Genomic DNA, 15550 nt, shown 5'->3' with positions numbered 1-15550 from the left:
GGAATTCATGGAATGACCCGCATGCCCCTGCGCCGTCGGCACACTGCCGTCGGCCTGCGCGCCCTGTGCGCGCTGACCGCCCTTGGCGGTTTCACTGCCGTTCCTGTGTTGGCCGAGGAAGAAGATCATTCGGCGCACACCGCCAATGCGGCGGTTACCGAACTGTCGCCCAGCGTCATCACCGCCGTGGCGCAGAGTTCGCCGCTGACCGTCGTCACCGACCCCAAGCAGCCGCGCCAGCCGATCCCCGCCAGCGATGGCGCCGACTACCTCAAGACCATTCCCGGCTTCTCCGCCATCCGTAACGGCGGCACCAACGGCGATCCTGTACTGCGCGGCATGTTCGGCTCGCGCCTGAATATCCTCACCAACGGCACCACGATGCTCGGCGCCTGCCCGGCACGGATGGATGCCCCGACCTCCTATATCTCGCCGGAAACCTTCGACAAGCTCACCGTGGTCAAGGGCCCGGAGACCGTGATCTGGGGGCCCGGTGCCTCGGCGGGGACCATCCGCTTCGACCGCGAGCCGGAGCGCTTCGGCGAGCTGGGCATGCGCGTCAACGGCAGCCTCGTCGCCGGCTCCAACGGTCGCTTCGACCGCGTGCTGGATGCTGCCGCTGGCGGGCCGCTGGGCTATGTGCGGGTCACCGGCAACAAGTCGCAGTCCGACGACTACGAAGACGGCAGCGGCAACACCGTGCCCTCGCGCTGGAACAAGTGGAACGGCGACGTGGCGGTGGGCTGGACGCCGGACGCCGACACCCTGGTCGAGCTCACCGCCGGCAAGGGTGATGGTGAGGCGCGCTATGCCGGGCGCGGCATGGATGGCTCGCAGTTCAAGCGCGAAAGCCTCGGCCTGCGCTTCGAGAAGTCCAACATCGGCGAGGTGCTCGACAAGCTGGAGGCGCAGGTCTACTACAACTACGCCGACCACGTGATGGACAACTACAGCCTGCGCACGCCCTCGGGCACCGGCATGATGGCCGGCCCCATGGCCTCCAACGTCGACCGTCGCACCCTTGGCGGGCGCCTGGCCGCCACCTGGCGCTGGGACGACTTCAAGCTGATCACCGGGGTCGATGCGCAGACCAACGAACACCGCGAACGCAGCGGCATGGGGATCAATACCTATGACGAGCAGCCGTGGGACAAGGATGCCGTGTTCCACAACTACGGCGCCTTCGGCGAGCTGACCTGGTACGCCGCCGACCGTGATCGCGTGATCACCGGTGCGCGCCTGGACCGCGCCTCGGTCAAGGATTACCGGCAGACAACCGGCTCGGGGATGATGGCGATGCCCAACCCCACTGCCGACGACACCCGTGCCGATACCCTGCCCAGCGGCTTTGCGCGCTACGAGCACGACCTGGCTGACACGCCGACCACCCTCTACGTTGGCCTCGGCCACGTGCAGCGCTTCCCCGACTACTGGGAGCTGTTCTCCCCGGATAAGGGCCCGACCGGCTCGGTCAACGCCTTCGACAGCATCAAGCCGGAGAAGACCACCCAGCTGGACTTTGGCGCGCAGTACGAGGACGAGAAGCTCAAGGCCTGGGCGTCGGGCTACGTCGGCGTGATCCGTGACTACATCCTCTTCGACTACCTGCCCGGCGGCATGATGGGCCGCACCTCCCAGGCGCGGAACGTCGATGCCCGCATCATGGGCGGCGAACTGGGTGCGGCCTACGCGCTGACCAGCAACTGGACCGCCGATGGCACCCTGGCCTACGCCTGGGGCAAGAACACCACCGACGACACTGCGCTGCCGCAGATGCCGCCGCTGGAGGCGCGTTTCGGCCTGACCTACGAGGAAGGCGACTGGAGCGCCGGCGGACTCTGGCGCGTGGTTGCGCACCAGGGCCGGATCGCCGAGAACCAGGGCAACGTGGTCGGCTACGACTTCGACGAAAGCCCCGGCTTCGCGGTGTTCTCGCTCAACGGTGCTTACAAGCTGAGCAAGAACCTCAAGGTCAGCACCGGCGTCGACAACCTGTTCGACAAGGACTACGCCGAGCACCTGAACCTGGCGGGTAACGCCGGCTTCGGCTACCCGGCGAACGACCCCGAATCGATCCACGAACCGGGACGTACGTTCTGGACCAAAGTGGACTTCAGCTTCTAAGCCCGACCGGCCCCCGCCCGTCGGGGGCCTCCTTGCGTGAGGAGATCAACGAATGCAGCAGAAGACATTCGATTTCTACAACCTGGCCTGGCGCTGGCATTTCTATGCCGGTCTGTTCGTCGCGCCGTTCATGATCTTGCTGTCGCTCACCGGGATCATCTACCTGTTCAAGCCGCAGCTCGACCCGCTGATGTACAGCGACCTGCTGACGGTGAAACCGGGCGAGGTGCGGCTATCCGCCGATGAGCAACTGATGCACCTGCATCACCAGAACCCGCAATTGCAGGTCAGCCAGTACCTGCCGGCACCGGCCGCCGACCGCAGCGCGCAGTTCGTCGCCCAGCTCGATGGGCGAGAGGTCAATGCCTTCGTCGACCCCTACAGCGGCAAGCTGCTCGGTGTCCAGGACGCCAAGTCCAACCTGCAGGCCATGGCTCGTGCGCTGCACGGCGAGCTGATGATCGGCACCGTCGGTGATCGGCTGATCGAGCTGGCGGCGGGCTGGGGCATCGTGCTGGTGGCCTCCGGCCTGTACCTCTGGTGGCCGCGCAAGCGCTCGCTGCGCGTGCTGCTCTGGCCTGACCTGTCGCGTCGTGGCCGTGCGCTGTGGCGTGAGGTGCACGTGGTGGTCGGCTTCTGGGGCTCGCTGCTGATGCTGTTCATGCTGCTCACCGGCATGACCTGGACCGGCTTCTGGGGCAAGTCCTTCGCCGACGTGTGGAACCGCTTCCCGGCGCCCATGTGGAATGAAGTGCCCAAGTCCGACCTGGAGGCGCGCACGCTCAACGAGGCGCACCGCCAGACCATTCCCTGGGCCATGGAAAACACGCCGATGCCGATGTCCGGCGGTGCCCACGCCGAGCACATGGCCCATGGCTCCGGCGGCATGGCGATGCCGCAGATCAGCCTGCAGCAGGTGGTCGACACGGCCGACCAGGCCGGCGTGGTGCCGGGCTACGCCATTGCGCTGCCCAAGGGCGAGCAGGGCGTGTTCACCGTCTCGGTGTTCGCCGACGACTCGCGTAACGACGCCACCCTGCACATCGACCAGTACACCGGCAAGGTGCTCGCCGACGTGCGCTGGAAGGACTATGGGCTGGTGGCCAAGGGCGTCGAGTCCGGGGTGATGCTGCACGAAGGCAAGATGTTCGGCCTGTTCAACCAGATGCTCATGCTCGGCGTCTGCCTGATGATCCTGCTCAGCGCGGTCAGCGGCCTGTGGATCTGGTGGAAGCGCCGCCCGCAGGGCCGCCTCGGCGTGCCGCCGATGCCCCACGCACTGCCGGTATGGAAGGGCGGGGTGGCGATCATGATCCTCCTCGGCGTCGCCTTCCCGCTGGTGGGTGTCTCTCTGTTGCTGGTGTGGGCGCTGGACTGGGCGGTGCTATCGCGGATCAAACCGCGCAGCCCGGCGCTGGGCTGATGCGTCCCTGTTTCAACCTGACGCCTGCCGCGAGGCAGGCTATGCTGCGGCGCGATCGTTGCGCCCGCGGCCCGATGGATTCCCGCCGCTGCGGCGGACCTGATCACAAGCCAACTGGAGTCTCGAACATGCGTAAAACCCTGCTCGCTTTCGCTGTGCTGCTGGGCTTCTCCGGCGCCGCCGTGGCCCACGAATACGAGGCCGGCAACCTGCATATCGACCATCCCTGGTCGCTGCTGCTGCCGGCCAACTCGGTGAACGGCGCCGCCTACTTCATCGTGCAGAACCACGGCAAGGAGGCGGATCGCCTGCTTGGCGCCGACACCGACCGCGCCGCCAGCGCCGAGGTCCACCAACACGTGGAGAAGGACGGCATGATGAAGATGCAGAAGGTCGAAGGCGTGGACATCCCTGCCGGCGGCAAGATCGTCTTCGCGCCCGGCCAGTACCACCTGATGCTGTTCGGCCTGAAGAAACCACTGGCCGATGGCGAGCGCTTCCCGCTGACCCTGCACTTCCAGAAGGCCGGCGATGTGAAGGTCGAGGTCGCGGTGCAGAAGGACGCGCCGAAAGGCACAGACATGGGCCACGACATGCACGGTATGAAGATGAACTGATGAGTGACCGGCTCCTGCGCCCACTGGTCTGGGCGCAAGACGGCGAGTGGCTGCTGGGTTTTGACGGCAGCTACTCGAGCGACTCGATCCTGCGTATCGAGAGCGCCGCTGATGGTTTCATCCTGCGCGAGGAGCGTCTGGCCGAGACGCAGACCAAGCGCTATCCCTTTGCCGACCTGAAGGATGATGTCACGGCGGCCGACTGGACCGCCGTGGTCGTCGATGAGGAAGGCGAGCGCCTGGGCTTCGCCATCGCCCGCTATGAAATCTGGAACCGCCGCGCGGTGCTGGACGACCTGTTCGTCCTCGCCGACGCGCGCGGCCAGGGCGTTGGCCGGCAATTGCTGGAAGGCTGTCTGGACTGGGCGCGCGGCACCGAGGCGCGCCACCTGTGGCTGGAAACCCAGAACCTCAATCTGCCGGCAGTGGGCTTCTACCGCTCCCGTGGCTTTGCTCTCAGCGGGCTGTCCACCGATCTCTATGACCCGGCGCAGGTGCTGCCCGGGGAAATGGCGCTGTTCTTCAGCTACCCGCTGGCCTGAGGGCCAGGTGCGCCTGTCGCGCCAAGAGGATCAGCGCGAAGCCGATGCAGTAGGCCAGCACGTCCAGCCAGTCCGGCGTGGCGCCCAGCACGATGCGCAGTGCGCGATTGCCGATCTGCCAGTGGAAGGTCGCCGCGAGGTACTGGCCGAACTCGATGATCAAGCCGCCGGCCAGTGCCGCACCTGCCAGCCATGACGCCGGCGCATCCAGCGCGGCGCGCAGCAGGCAATACAGCCAGATCACCGCCAGCACGTCGCCGCCGAAACCGCGCATCCAGCCGAGGTTCGCTCCGGCCGTGGCCAGCCAGACGAGCACGACGAACCAGATCAGCGCGAAGATCGCGCTGCGCCCCTCGAAACGAAGCCGCATCAGGGCTTGAACGCGCCGATGAAGATCGCCGGGTCGACGCGGGCGTCGTTCAGGCTGACGTTCCAATGCATGTGCGGCCCGGTGGCGCGACCGGTAGCGCCGACACGGCCGACCACACCGCCACGCGGGACCTGGTCACCGAGCTTCACGTCGATCTTCGACATGTGGCAGAACATGCTGATGAAGCCCTGGCCGTGGTCGACGAACACGGTGTTGCCGTTGAAGAAGTAGTTGCCGATCAGGATGACCTTGCCGGCGGCCGGTGACTTGATCGGGGTTCCGGCGGGTACGGCGAAGTCCAGTCCGGAGTGCGGGTTGCGTTCCTCGCCGTTGAAGAAGCGGCGCAGGCCGAAGGGGCTGGAAAGCGGGCCGTTGACCGGCTTGTCCAGCACCAGGTTGCTCGGTGTACCGGGGCTGAAGCTGCGGTAGGCGGCGGTCTGCTCGGCCAGTTCGCGGTTGATGCGCTTGAGGTCTTCGGGCAGCGGGTTCACCTGACGGGTGTTCTTCAGGGTGATGCGCTGCTCCTTGTAGTGCTTGCTGCCCACGGTGAAACCGAGGTTGCGGCTGGCGCCGGCCTGTTTCACCGCGATCTGCTGGCTGCCGGCCTTGGTGGTCAGCGGGATGCCGACGATGGCGATCCAGTCGCGGCCTTCCTCGCGCACCACCAGCACCGGTTTGCCCTGGTAGGTGGCGGTCGGTACGGCGGTGTCCTCGCCCAGTTGCACCACGGCGACGCCGCCGGGCACCGGTTTGTTCAGGGTGCGGCTGATGAAGCCTTCGGCGTGGGCAGACAGGGTGACTAGGGAGGCAATGAGCAGGCAGGAGAGTCGGAACATTTCGCTATCCGTGGACGTGTCGGCGGATGAAGCGGGCAGTCTACACGGGCCGCTCTGAGGGGCGCGGCGATTTCGTCGAAAGCGGAACCGCGTTGCGGCAGCGAATCATCCGGGGGCACAACCGTAGGATGGGTGGAGCGCAGCGATACCCATCAACGGTGCGACAGGTTTCGATGGGTATCGCTGCGCTCCACGCCATTCCTGCAAACGCGGGCTTTATGAATGCAGGCCTTCGAGCTGCTGGCGCCACAGCTGTTCCAGCGCCAGTACCTGCGCGGGACCATAGATGGCGTGGGGCTTGCCCAGGTGCGCGGCCCATAGCTGGTCGCCATAGTCGTAGTGCCACCACTCGCTGGAGAGGTTGCTGAAGCCTGCCGCACTCATGGCGTTGAACAGGATGCGGCGGTTATCGCGGATACGCCGCTGGGCTTCGTCCGGCTCGGCGATGGCTTCGTAATGGCGGGTATAGGAGCGCGGTGTGGCCTCGTCGAACAGGCTGCCCATGTCCAGCCAGCGCCCCTCGCTGTCGCACAGGGTCAGGTCGATGGCGCCGCCGGTGAGGTGCGGGCTGGGCGATTCGGCGCGGGTGCTGGGTGGCGCGACGAATTCGCGGGTGCGTCGGGTCAATTCGGCAGGATCGGCTTCCGGCTCGTGCTGGCGAAGGATGTCGTAGAGCGTGTCGTACAGGTGCTGTTGCACCGCGAAGGGCCGCCAGGCATCGAGGATCACCAGGCGCAGGCCATCGGGCAGCAGGCTGGCGGCATGCAGCAGGCGCTCGAAGACTTCCGTGCGGGCATAGCATTCCGGCTGGGCGTTGGGCACCCCAAGGCGGTGATAAGCCGGCCAGACCGCGAAGCCGGTGGCGATGCCCAGGGCCTGGAGTGGTTGGTCGCATTCGATGATCTGCACGCGAAAGGCTTCGGCCCAGTCCGGATCGGGTTGCGGCAGGATCGGCGCGAGCAGGTCGGTCATCGGTTCTCAGTCCAGCAGGGAAAGGGTGACGGGCGCCTGGTGGTTGTCTTCCACGCGCACTTCCAGCTCGCCGTCGCCCAGCTTGGCCTTGAGGCGCTGGCCGTTCTTCGTCTGCGTGGCGCTGCGGATGGCCTGGCCCTTGTCGTCCAGGAGAATGCTGTAGCCGCGCCCCAACGTCGCCAGCGGACTGACGATATGTAGCGTCTGCATCAAGCTGTCGAGGCGCTGACGCTGTTCGCGCAGGATCGCGTTGGTGGCGCGGGGCAGGCGGGCGCTGAGGTTGTCCAGGCGCTGGCGCAGCAGAGCCAGGTTGCGGCCAGGGTGTTGCGCGGCGAGGCGGGTATCCAGCCGTGCGACGCGCTCGTGGCGAATCTGCAGCTGGCGCTCGAAGGCGCGGCGCAGGCGCATGTCCAGGTCATCCAGGCGCTGGGATTGCTGGCGCAGGCGCTCGCCGGGGTGGCGCAGGCGCCGGGCGGTGCCTTCCAGGCGCAGACGTTCGCGGGTCAGGCGGTCCTGGATACGCAGGATCAGCCGGCGGTGCAGGCTGTCCAGGCGTTGTTGCAGGTCCCCGCTGTGCGGGGCCAGCAGTTCGGCGGCGGCCGAGGGCGTGGGCGCGCGCACGTCGGCGACGAAATCGCTGATGGACACGTCGGTCTCATGGCCCACCGCGCTGACGATGGGTGTCACGCAGGCGGCGATGGCTCGGGCCACCGGTTCCTCGTTGAAGCACCAGAGGTCTTCCAGCGAGCCGCCGCCACGGGCCAGGATCAGCGCGTCGAAGCCCTGGGCGTCGGCCAGTTTCAGCGCGCGGACGATCTGCCCGATGGCTTCGCGGCCCTGCACGGCGGTGGGGATCAGGGTCAGCTCGACCTGCGGCGCACGGCGGCGGAATACGCTGATGATGTCGCGAATCACCGCGCCGGTGGGCGAACTGACGATGCCGATGCGCCTTGGGTGGGCGGGCAGTTCCTGCTTGCCCTCGGCGGCGAACAGACCTTCGGCGGCGAGCTTTTCCTTCAGCGCCTCGAAAGCCAGGCGCAGTGCGCCGTCACCGGCCGGTTCGACGGTGTCGGCGATCAGCTGGTAGTCGCCGCGCCCCTCGAACAGCGAAACCTTGCCGCGCACGCGCACGGCGAGGCCGTCGCGCAGGGCCTGGCGCACGCGCAGGGCGTTCTGGCGGAACAGCGCGCAGCGCACCTGGGCGTTGCTGTCCTTGAGGGTGAAATACATATGCCCGGACGCGGGCCGCGCGAGGTTGGAGATCTCGCCCTCGACCCAGACCTGCGGGAACACGTCCTCCAGCAGGTGGCGGGCGCGCTGGTTGAGCTGGCTGACGGTCAGAACCTCGCGGTCGAGGCCCAGCCGTTGGAAGGGATCTTTCTGCATGGCGAAGGATGATAAGCGGGCCTGCGAACCGGGGCCAGCGCACGAGGCCCATAAAGGCTTCAATCAGATCGTCCGGTTGCGTTGAGCCCGACCCCCTGACTGAGATATAATGCCGCGCTTCCATTTTTCCCGATCGGGAGCCCCCGCCATGCTGCGCATCAGCCAAGAAGCCCTCACTTTCGACGACGTCCTCCTGATCCCAGGTTATTCGGAAGTCCTGCCCAAGGACGTGAGTCTCAAGACTCGCCTGACCCGTGGCATCGAACTGAACATCCCGCTGGTGTCCGCCGCGATGGATACCGTGACCGAAGCCCGCCTGGCCATCGCCATGGCACAGGAAGGCGGCATCGGCATCATCCACAAGAACATGAGCATCGAGCAGCAGGCCGCCGAGGTCCGCAAGGTCAAGAAGCACGAGACCGCCATCGTTCGCGATCCGGTCACCGTGACCCCGTCGACCAAGATCATCGAACTGCTGCAAATCGCCCGCGAATACGGCTTCTCCGGCTTCCCGGTGGTGGAAGAGGGTGAGCTGGTCGGCATCGTCACCGGCCGCGACCTGCGCGTGAAGCCGAACGTCGGCGACAGCGTTTCCGCGATCATGACTCCGAAGGACAAGCTGGTCACCGCCCGCGAAGGCACCGCCCTGGAAGAGATCAAGGCCGCCCTCTACGAGAACCGCATCGAGAAGATGCTGGTGGTGGACGAGAAGTTCCGCCTGACCGGTCTGGTCACCTTCCGTGACATCGAGAAGGCCAAGACCTACCCGCTGGCCTCCAAGGACGACGAAGGCCGCCTGCGCGTCGGCGCAGCCGTTGGCACTGGCGCCGATACCGGCGAGCGTGTTTCCGCCCTGGTCGCCGCTGGTGTTGACGTCGTTGTCGTCGATACCGCCCACGGCCACTCCAAAGGTGTGATCGACCGCGTGCGCTGGGTGAAGGAAACCTTCCCGCAGGTACAGGTCATCGGCGGCAACATCGCTACCGGAGAAGCGGCCAAGGCACTGGCTGACGCCGGCGCCGACGCCGTGAAGGTCGGCATCGGCCCGGGCTCCATCTGCACCACCCGTATCGTCGCTGGCGTCGGTGTGCCGCAGATCTCCGCCATCGCCAACGTTGCCGCAGCCCTGGAAGGCACCGGTGTTCCGCTGATCGCTGACGGTGGCATCCGCTTCTCCGGCGACCTGGCCAAGGCCATGGTGGCTGGCGCCTACTGCGTGATGATGGGTTCGATGTTCGCCGGTACCGAAGAAGCTCCGGGCGAGATCGAACTGTTCCAGGGCCGTTCCTACAAGTCCTACCGTGGCATGGGTTCCCTGGGCGCCATGGCCGGCTCCACCGGTTCCTCCGACCGCTACTTCCAGGACGCCTCTGCCGGCGCCGAGAAGCTGGTGCCCGAAGGCATCGAAGGCCGTGTGCCGTACAAGGGCCAACTGACCGCCATCGTCCACCAGCTGATGGGTGGCCTGCGCGCCGCCATGGGCTACACCGGCAGCGCCGACATCCAGGACATGCGCACCAAGCCGCAGTTCGTGCGCATCACCGGCGCCGGCATGGCCGAGTCCCACGTCCACGATGTGCAGATCACCAAGGAAGCCCCGAACTACCGCGTAGGTTAAGGGGTTTCGGTTAATGAGTCGGACACGGGGCTGGTTGATACAGCCCCGTGTCGTTTAAGAATTTCGCTACGAGAGATGGCCATGGCCCAAGACATTCACGCTCACCGGATCCTGATCCTCGACTTCGGCTCCCAGTACACCCAGCTGATCGCCCGCCGCGTCCGCGAGATCGGCGTGTACTGCGAAATCCATCCGTTCGACATGAGCGACGACGAGGTTCGTGCCTTCGCCCCGCGCGGCATCATCCTGGCCGGTGGCCCGGAGTCGGTGCACGAAGCCAACAGCCCGCGCGCGCCCAAGGCCGTGTTCGACCTGAAGGTGCCGCTGTTCGGCATCTGCTACGGCATGCAGACCATGGCCGAGCAGATGGGCGGCAAGGTACTGGGCTCTGACCTGCGCGAGTTCGGCTATGCCCGCGTCGACGTGGTCGGCAAGGCCCGCCTGCTGGACGGCATCGAAGATTGCGTCAGCGAAGACGGCGTATTCGGTCTCGACGTGTGGATGAGCCACGGCGACAAGGTCACCGAAATCCCGGCCGGCTTCCACATCCTTGCCAGCACCCCGAGCTGCCCGATCGCCGCCATGGCCGATGATGCCCGTGGCTACTACGGCGTGCAGTTCCACCCGGAAGTGACCCACACCAAGCAGGGCGGTCGCATCCTCTCCCGCTTCGTGCTGGACATCTGCGGCTGCGAAGCCCTCTGGACCCCGTCCAACATCGTCAACGACGCCATTGCCACCGTGCGTGCCCAGGTCGGCAACTCCAAGGTGCTGCTGGGACTGTCCGGCGGTGTGGATTCCTCGGTGGTCGCGGCCCTGCTGCACAAGGCCATCGGCGACCAGCTGACCTGCGTCTTCGTCGACAACGGCCTGCTGCGCCTGCACGAGGGTGACCAGGTGATGGCCATGTTCGCCGAGAATATGGGCGTCAAGGTCATCCGCGCCAACGCCGAAGAGAAATTCCTCAGCCGTCTGGCCGGCGTCAGCGACCCGGAGCAGAAGCGCAAGATCATCGGCGGCAGCTTCATCGAAGTCTTCGACGAGGAAGCCACCAAGCTGAAGGACGTGAAGTTCCTTGCCCAGGGCACCATCTACCCTGACGTGATCGAGTCGGCCGGCGCCAAGACCGGCAAGGCCCACGTGATCAAGTCGCACCACAACGTCGGTGGCCTGCCCGAGGACATGCAGTTCGAACTGGTCGAGCCGCTGCGCGAGCTGTTCAAGGACGAAGTCCGCAAGATCGGCCTGGAGCTGGGCCTGCCCTACGACATGGTCTACCGCCACCCGTTCCCGGGCCCGGGCCTGGGCGTGCGCATCCTCGGTGAAGTGAAGAAGGAATACGCCGACCTGCTGCGTCGCGCGGACCACATCTTCATCGAAGAGCTGCGCAACTTCGACTGGTACCACAAGACCAGCCAGGCCTTCGTGGTGTTCCAGCCGGTGAAATCCGTCGGCGTGGTCGGTGATGGCCGTCGCTACGCCTGGGTCGTGGCCCTGCGTGCCGTGGAAACCATCGACTTCATGACCGCTCGCTGGGCGCACCTGCCGTACGAGCTGCTGGAGAAGGTCTCGAACCGCATCATCAACGAGATCGAAGGCATCTCCCGCGTCACCTACGACGTGTCGAGCAAGCCGCCGGCCACCATCGAGTGGGAATGATCGGAGACGTTTAACGTTTCCTTAACGAGGGGCGCGGCAAGCTCGCCGCGTTCCTTGCAGGCGAGGGCGGAGATACCCGTCCTTGACCTGGCGCATGAGAGGCGTTCGCGCCTTCATGCAAAGTTCTCCTGATTGCAGTGCAGCCGGCCGCAAGAGCCTGGCGCCGGGCGCGAACGCGCCAACCTCCGTGAAAGCCGATGGGGTCGCAAGTCCCTTGTTTGAGGAGTCTGGACCCATGTCGTTTACCCGTAGACAAGTACTCGGTGGCCTTGCTGGCCTGGCCGTTGTCGGCCTGGGCGCCGGCGGCGCGCGCATCTGGTTGGCGCGCCCGGAAGTCGCCGCCGAGCATGATTACGAATTGATTGCCGCACCGCTGGACCTGGAGCTGGTGCCTGGCCACAAGACTCCCGGCCTGGGCTATGGCGGCCAGGCTCCCGGCGTGGAAATCCGCGCGCGCCAGGGCGACTGGCTGCGGGTGCGCTTCACCAACAAGCTGGACGAGCCGACCACCATCCACTGGCACGGCATCCGTCTGCCCATCGAGATGGACGGCGTGCCCTACATCTCGCAGCCGCCAGTGCAGCCGGGTGAGAGTTTCGTCTACCAGTTCAAGACGCCGGACGCCGGCAGCTACTGGTACCACCCGCACCTGATGAGCAGCGAGCAGTTGGGCCGCGGCCTGGTCGGGCCGCTGATCATCGACGAGCGTGAGCCGAGCGAGTTCAGCAGCGAGAAGGTCCTCAATCTGAAGACCTGGCACGTGGACGAAGAGGGGAATTTCACGCCCTTCAGCGTACCGCGCGAGGCGGCACGCGAAGGCACTCGCGGACGCCTGTCGACCATCAACGGCGAACGCACGCCGGTGATCGAATTGCCGGCCGGCGAGATTGTCCGGGTGCGTATCCTCAACGTCGACAACACCGTGACCTACCGCCTCAACCTGCCAGGTGCCGAGGCGAAGATCTACGCCATCGACGGCCATCCGGTGGAGCCGCGCGACTTCGGCAAGGGCCCCAACGACCAGTACTGGATCGGCCCCGGCATGCGCCTGGAGCTGGGCATCCGTGGCCCGGCGGAAGGCACAGAGCTATCGTTGCGCAATGGCCCGGTGCGCCTGGCGACTATTCGTGGCGTGGCCAACTCCAAGGCGCCCACCGCCCAGTGGCCGGCGCCGCTGCCGCGCAACCCGGTGGCCGAGCCGGACCTGAAGAACGCCGAGACCATCAACTTCAAGTTCGAATGGGTCGGCGCCATGACTGACTACTCCAAGGGGCAGTCGACGCCGTCACTGTGGCAGATCAACGGCGTGGCCTGGCAGGGCGGCGAGGAGCACAAGCACAACTCACCGCCGCTGGCCAAGCTCAAGGAAGGCAACAGCTACATCTTCGTGCTGCGCAACATGACCCAGTACCAACACCCGATCCACCTGCATGGCATGGCCTTCAAGGTGCTGGACTCCGATCGTCGGGAGATCATTCCGTATTTCACCGATACCTACCTGCTGGGCAAGAATGAGACGGCACGTGTGGCACTGGTGGCGGATAACCCCGGCCTGTGGATGTTCCACTGCCACGTGATCGATCACATGGAGACCGGGCTGATGGGGACCATCGCGGTGGGCGAGGCATGGTGCGGCTGACCAACAGCAAGGGGCATCCGACGGTAAAAGGGTTGGCGCCGGTCATCGACCGCAGCCGGGATATCCCTTTCATGCGTGAAGCCATGGTGCTGGCCGAGCAGGGTGCAGCCCTGGGCGAAGTGCCCGTGGGCGCCGTGCTGGTGCTGGATGGGCAGATCATCGGCCGCGGCTTCAACCGGCCGATCACTTCCCACGATCCCAGCGCCCATGCCGAAATGGTCGCCATTCGTGAAGCCGCTGCCGCCGCGCAGAACTACCGCCTGCCCGGCAGCACCCTCTATGTGACGCTCGAACCCTGCAGCATGTGTGCTGGCCTGCTGGTGCACTCGCGCATCCAGCGCGTGGTATTCGGCGCCACCGAGCCGAAGTCGGGCGTAGTGGTCAGTCGCGGCAACTTCTTCGAGCAGGACTTCCTCAACCACCGGGTGCTGGTGGAAGGCGGGGTGCTGGGGGAGGAGTGCAGTGCGATGCTCTCGGCCTTCTTCAAGGCGCGGCGCAAGGGCTCCCCGTAGAAGCGAGCTTGCTCGCGAACCTTCCCGCTCTGTGTGGTGGGTGGACTATCGCGGCACCGTTCACGTAGGGAGCGGCAGAAAAGCCTCAGAGCTTCTGATCACGCCCATCGTCGTCATCGCTGGGTTTGGTCTTGTTCACGCCCGGCAGGTGCAGGCCGCTTTCGGCAAGCTGGCCGCCTTCCATCTGCGGCTGGGTCACCCAGGTCAGGATGTCGTAGTAGCGGCGCACGTTCTGCACGAAGTGCACGGTTTCGCCGCCACGCGCGTAGCCGTAGCGGGTCTTGCGGTAGTACTGCTTCTGCGCCAGGCGCGGCAGCATCTTCTTGACGTCGAGCCACTTGTTCGGATTCAGGCCTTGCTGCTCGGCCATCTTGCGCGCGTCGTCCAGGTGGGCGCCGCCGATGTTGTAGGCCGCCAGGGCGAACCAGGTGCGGTCCGGGTCCTTGATGCTGTCGGGCAACTCGTCCTTGATCTGGGTGAAGTACTTGCTGCCGCCCTGGATGCTCTGCTTCGGGTCCAGGCGATTGGCCACGCCCATGGCCTGGGCGGTACGGTTGGTCAGCATCATCAGGCCGCGCACGCCGGTCTTGGACGTTGCGTCGGGCTGCCACATGGATTCCTGGTAGCCAATGGCGGCCAGCAGACGCCAGTCGGCTTCGAGCTTGGTGCCGCTCTGGCGGAAGTGCGGTTCGTACTTGGGCAGGCGCTGTTGCAGGTGCTGGGCGAAGGTGTACGCGCCGACGTAACCCAGTACGTCCACGTGGCCGTAGTAGCGGTCTTTCAGGCGCTGCAGCAGGCCGTCCTGCTTGGCCTTGTCGAGGAAGGCGTTGACCTTGTCGATCAGGCTGTTGTCGTCGCCGGCCGGCAGCGCCCAGGCCAGGCCCTTGGCATCGCCGAGGTCGAAGGCGACGCGCACGTTGGGGAAGTAGACCTGGTTCATCGCCAGCTCGTTGGAGTCCACCAGTGTCAGGTCGATCTCGCCGACGTCCACCATGCGCAGCAGGTCGACCATCTCGTCCGCGTCGGACTCGCGGTATTCCAGCTTGGGATACTGCTTCTTCAGTTCGGCCAGTTGAGAGGCGTGGCTGCTGCCTTTCAGTACGACGATGCGCTTGCCCACCAGGTCTTCGGGGCGGGTAGGGCGCTGTGCGCCGTTGCGGTACACGACCTGCGGGGTGACGTCGAGGTAGGAGTGCGAGTAGCGCACCTGGGAATCGCGTTCACCGCCCGGAGTCAGGCCGGCGGCCGCCAGGTTCGGTCCGCCGTCGCGGCCGATGCGGTCGTAGAGGTCGTCGATGTTGTCGGCGGTCTCGATCTGCAGCTGCACGCCCAGGCTGTCGGCGAAGCGCTTGGCCAGCTCGTACTCGAAGCCGGTATCGCCGTTGCGGTCCTGGAAGTAGGTGGCCGGACTGTTGCGGGTAATCACGCGCAGCACGCCGTCCTTCTGCACGCGCTCAAGGGCCGTCGGGGCTTTCGCCTCGCTACAGCCGGAAAGCAGCAGAAAGATACAGGTCGCCAAGATCCAGGCGGTGCAGCGCACGCGGGACACAGTCAGGGCAAGCATCGGGGCAGTATACGCAAAGGCCGTTGTGCGCCATATCTCGACAGCCAGAAGCTTCTCTGCTAGTTGGGGCGCCGTTCGTCGGCATTTTCCCTGCTGAAGGCCGTTGGGCGGGGCTTTTTCCTAGGACGCTCGAAGGCCTTCGAAGATGAAAGGCAGTTTCCGCCGGAGGGACGGTAAGGAAGGTGCTTGAAAGCTGCCGCCGCGCAGCGCTTTACGGTAGAATGCACGGCCTCTGTGGGCCGGCCCGTCCGGCCCCACACACTTCCCCGTCTCCAGAGGCTGTTCCGA

Annotated in this window: 13 protein-coding genes; 8 read left to right on the top strand and 5 right to left on the bottom strand. The window is 65.9% G+C overall.

Features of this window, described 5'->3' with window-relative positions; all coding sequences use genetic code 11:
- Positions 1 to 12: 12 nt before the first annotated feature.
- The 4 genes from ACKI1H_RS28880 (at position 13) to ACKI1H_RS28865 (ending at position 4706) form a co-directional block, all read left to right on the top strand.
- On the top strand, positions 13 to 2124 hold the full coding sequence (locus tag ACKI1H_RS28880; RefSeq protein WP_440467091.1) for a TonB-dependent copper receptor: 2112 nt from the start codon (positions 13 to 15) through the stop codon (positions 2122 to 2124).
- A 52-nt stretch (positions 2125 to 2176) separates the two neighbouring features.
- Complete coding sequence (locus tag ACKI1H_RS28875; protein ID WP_440467090.1) at positions 2177 to 3547, top strand: PepSY-associated TM helix domain-containing protein; 1371 nt, start codon at positions 2177 to 2179, stop codon at positions 3545 to 3547.
- Positions 3548 to 3675: 128 nt separating this feature from the next.
- Positions 3676 to 4164, top strand: coding sequence for a copper chaperone PCu(A)C (locus ACKI1H_RS28870; protein ID WP_440467089.1), 489 nt, complete (start codon positions 3676 to 3678; stop codon positions 4162 to 4164).
- Positions 4164 to 4706, top strand: a complete 543-nt coding sequence (locus ACKI1H_RS28865) for a GNAT family N-acetyltransferase (protein ID WP_440467088.1) — start codon at positions 4164 to 4166, stop codon at positions 4704 to 4706. The genes ACKI1H_RS28870 and ACKI1H_RS28865 overlap by 1 nt, the downstream gene beginning before the upstream one ends.
- Here ACKI1H_RS28865 and ACKI1H_RS28860 read toward each other — a convergent pair.
- The 4 genes from ACKI1H_RS28860 to xseA all read right to left on the bottom strand — a co-directional run bounded on the left by ACKI1H_RS28860 (position 4687) and on the right by xseA (position 8270).
- Complete coding sequence (locus ACKI1H_RS28860; protein WP_440467087.1) at positions 4687 to 5076, bottom strand: DUF2809 domain-containing protein; 390 nt, start codon at positions 5074 to 5076, stop codon at positions 4687 to 4689. The two genes, ACKI1H_RS28865 and ACKI1H_RS28860, sit on opposite strands and share 20 nt — an antisense overlap.
- Positions 5076 to 5912: a M23 family metallopeptidase gene (locus ACKI1H_RS28855; RefSeq protein ID WP_138525019.1), complete on the bottom strand. Its 837-nt coding sequence runs from the start codon at positions 5910 to 5912 to the stop codon at positions 5076 to 5078. Before ACKI1H_RS28855 ends, ACKI1H_RS28860 begins: the two co-directional genes overlap by 1 nt.
- Positions 5913 to 6128: 216 nt before the next feature.
- The gene (locus ACKI1H_RS28850) at positions 6129 to 6884 is read right to left on the bottom strand and encodes a M15 family metallopeptidase (RefSeq protein ID WP_440467086.1); all 756 of its coding nucleotides are present in this window, start codon (positions 6882 to 6884) and stop codon (positions 6129 to 6131) included.
- Between the two features lie 6 nt (positions 6885 to 6890).
- The gene (gene xseA, locus ACKI1H_RS28845) at positions 6891 to 8270 is read right to left on the bottom strand and encodes an exodeoxyribonuclease VII large subunit (RefSeq protein ID WP_440467085.1); all 1380 of its coding nucleotides are present in this window, start codon (positions 8268 to 8270) and stop codon (positions 6891 to 6893) included.
- A 148-nt stretch (positions 8271 to 8418) separates the two neighbouring features.
- Between xseA and guaB the strand changes: the two genes are divergently transcribed.
- The 4 genes from guaB to tadA all read left to right on the top strand — a co-directional run bounded on the left by guaB (position 8419) and on the right by tadA (position 13698).
- On the top strand, positions 8419 to 9888 hold the full coding sequence (gene guaB, locus ACKI1H_RS28840) for an IMP dehydrogenase (RefSeq protein WP_138525023.1): 1470 nt from the start codon (positions 8419 to 8421) through the stop codon (positions 9886 to 9888).
- An 81-nt stretch (positions 9889 to 9969) separates the two neighbouring features.
- Positions 9970 to 11547 (top strand): glutamine-hydrolyzing GMP synthase, encoded by a 1578-nt coding sequence (gene guaA, locus ACKI1H_RS28835; protein WP_138525025.1) that lies wholly within the window; start codon positions 9970 to 9972, stop codon positions 11545 to 11547.
- Between the two features lie 235 nt (positions 11548 to 11782).
- The gene (locus ACKI1H_RS28830) at positions 11783 to 13186 is read left to right on the top strand and encodes a multicopper oxidase family protein (protein WP_138525027.1); all 1404 of its coding nucleotides are present in this window, start codon (positions 11783 to 11785) and stop codon (positions 13184 to 13186) included.
- Complete coding sequence (gene tadA, locus ACKI1H_RS28825; protein WP_440467084.1) at positions 13174 to 13698, top strand: tRNA adenosine(34) deaminase TadA; 525 nt, start codon at positions 13174 to 13176, stop codon at positions 13696 to 13698. Before ACKI1H_RS28830 ends, tadA begins: the two co-directional genes overlap by 13 nt.
- An 85-nt stretch (positions 13699 to 13783) precedes the next feature.
- On the opposite strand, the gene mltF is transcribed toward tadA, so the two are convergent.
- The gene (gene mltF, locus ACKI1H_RS28820) at positions 13784 to 15262 is read right to left on the bottom strand and encodes a membrane-bound lytic murein transglycosylase MltF (RefSeq protein WP_138525031.1); all 1479 of its coding nucleotides are present in this window, start codon (positions 15260 to 15262) and stop codon (positions 13784 to 13786) included.
- Between the last annotated feature and the right edge of the window lie 288 nt (positions 15263 to 15550).

This window comes from Pseudomonas sp. YH-1 (assembly GCF_051990045.1).
Lineage (GTDB): Bacteria > Pseudomonadota > Gammaproteobacteria > Pseudomonadales > Pseudomonadaceae > Pseudomonas > Pseudomonas nicosulfuronedens.
The sequence above is the reverse complement of the archived record's forward strand: the minus strand, read 5'-3'. Positions and strand labels throughout refer to the sequence as shown.

Bases quoted from the DNA above. Each gene is read 5' to 3' on its own strand.
- ACKI1H_RS28870 (WP_440467089.1), top strand. From the start codon at position 3,676: ATGCGTAAAACCCTGCTCGCTTTCGCTGTGCTGCTGGGCTTCTCCGGC.
- ACKI1H_RS28855 (WP_138525019.1), bottom strand. From the start codon at position 5,912: ATGTTCCGACTCTCCTGCCTGCTCATTGCCTCCCTAGTCACCCTGTCT.
- tadA (WP_440467084.1), top strand. From the start codon at position 13,174: ATGGTGCGGCTGACCAACAGCAAGGGGCATCCGACGGTAAAAGGGTTG.
- mltF (WP_138525031.1), bottom strand. From the start codon at position 15,262: ATGCTTGCCCTGACTGTGTCCCGCGTGCGCTGCACCGCCTGGATCTTG.
- guaA (WP_138525025.1), top strand. From the start codon at position 9,970: ATGGCCCAAGACATTCACGCTCACCGGATCCTGATCCTCGACTTCGGC.
- ACKI1H_RS28830 (WP_138525027.1), top strand. From the start codon at position 11,783: ATGTCGTTTACCCGTAGACAAGTACTCGGTGGCCTTGCTGGCCTGGCC.
- ACKI1H_RS28860 (WP_440467087.1), bottom strand. From the start codon at position 5,076: ATGCGGCTTCGTTTCGAGGGGCGCAGCGCGATCTTCGCGCTGATCTGG.
- ACKI1H_RS28865 (WP_440467088.1), top strand. From the start codon at position 4,164: ATGAGTGACCGGCTCCTGCGCCCACTGGTCTGGGCGCAAGACGGCGAG.
- xseA (WP_440467085.1), bottom strand. From the start codon at position 8,270: ATGCAGAAAGATCCCTTCCAACGGCTGGGCCTCGACCGCGAGGTTCTG.
- ACKI1H_RS28880 (WP_440467091.1), top strand. From the start codon at position 13: ATGACCCGCATGCCCCTGCGCCGTCGGCACACTGCCGTCGGCCTGCGC.
- ACKI1H_RS28850 (WP_440467086.1), bottom strand. From the start codon at position 6,884: ATGACCGACCTGCTCGCGCCGATCCTGCCGCAACCCGATCCGGACTGG.
- ACKI1H_RS28875 (WP_440467090.1), top strand. From the start codon at position 2,177: ATGCAGCAGAAGACATTCGATTTCTACAACCTGGCCTGGCGCTGGCAT.
- guaB (WP_138525023.1), top strand. From the start codon at position 8,419: ATGCTGCGCATCAGCCAAGAAGCCCTCACTTTCGACGACGTCCTCCTG.